Raw genomic sequence first — 1,273 nt, forward strand, 5'->3', positions numbered from 1 at the left:
ATATTTAAGCAAAAAATTGCCTCTTCGAATCGATCGAAAGCGCGATCCAATAGAGTTTGAGCGAAGCGAACACATAGGGCAATTTTAAAGAACGATGCTTTTAATATATTTTAAAGTTTTTAAATGTTTTTAAGCATCTTGAAAGTCTTTTAAATAAAGGGTTACAGCATTGATACCACACCAAAAAGTCACCTATACCACACCAAAAAGTCACCTATACCACACCAAAAAGTCACCTATACCACACCAAAAAGTCACCTATTTACACCAAGGTTGAATGATGGTGTAATAACACCAAATAAAATAATGGTGGAATAAATGCCTTCAGATCAATTAATAGTAAAAGATAATGCTTTAATTAATGCTAGTTATAACCTTGATACCGTTGAACAACGACTAATTTTGCTCGCTATATTACAAGCTAGAGAAGAAAAGATAGGAATAGACGCAAATACAAGATTACGTATTCATGCTAGTGAATACATGCAAAGATTTGACGTAAACAAACATGCAGCTTACAAGGCATTAAAAACAGCTGTGACAAACTTATTTGGTAGGCAATTTAGCTACTACACTATTGATCAAAAAACTGGAAAGCAAAAGAAAATTATATCTCGATGGGTTCAAAATATCGCATATATCGATGATGCAGCTACGTTAGAAATCGCCTTTACTATGGATGTGATCCCACTTATAACTAGATTAGAAAAACAATTTACGAGCTACCAACTAAAACAAGTCACTCAATTGACAGGAAAGTATGCCATACGTCTGTATGAACTACTAATAGCATGGCGTGAAGTAGGTAAAACCCCTGTTTTTCAAATACAATATTTCCGCTCTAAATTGGGATTAGAGCCTAATGATTACCCACGTATTGATACTTTTAAAAGACGTGTTTTAGAGTCGGCTGTAAAACAAATTAATGAGCATACGGATATCATCGTTAAAGTCGAACAGCATAAAGAAGGCAGATCAATTTCAGGTTTTTCTTTCTCATTCAAACAAAAAAAAGAGCCTAAAGCAGCTATTCCAAAACATTCTGAAATCATTACTAAGATGACCACTGCTCAACGCCATTTATTTGCACAAAAACTATCTGAAATGCCTGAAATGAATAAATATTCTCAAGGTACAGAAAGCTATTCTCAATTTGCTGTTCGTATTGCTGACATGCTACAAGATCCAAATAAGCTACAAGAGCTATCCCCATATCTAAAAAAAGCTGGATATATGCCATCTAAATAAAAGGATTCAATACATGGCAAAACTT

At 33.9% G+C, this 1,273-nt stretch carries 1 protein-coding gene; it reads left to right on the forward strand.

What is annotated here, in order from left to right; translation table 11 throughout:
• Positions 1–318: 318 nt before the first annotated feature.
• Positions 319–1,248: a replication initiation protein RepM gene (gene repM, locus FTV38_RS17640; RefSeq protein WP_180023059.1), complete on the forward strand. Its 930-nt coding sequence runs from the start codon at positions 319–321 to the stop codon at positions 1,246–1,248.
• Positions 1,249–1,273: the final 25 nt, after the last annotated feature.

The sequence above is a fragment of the Acinetobacter sp. YH16044 genome, from assembly GCF_013417145.1.
Lineage (GTDB): Bacteria > Pseudomonadota > Gammaproteobacteria > Pseudomonadales > Moraxellaceae > Acinetobacter > Acinetobacter amyesii.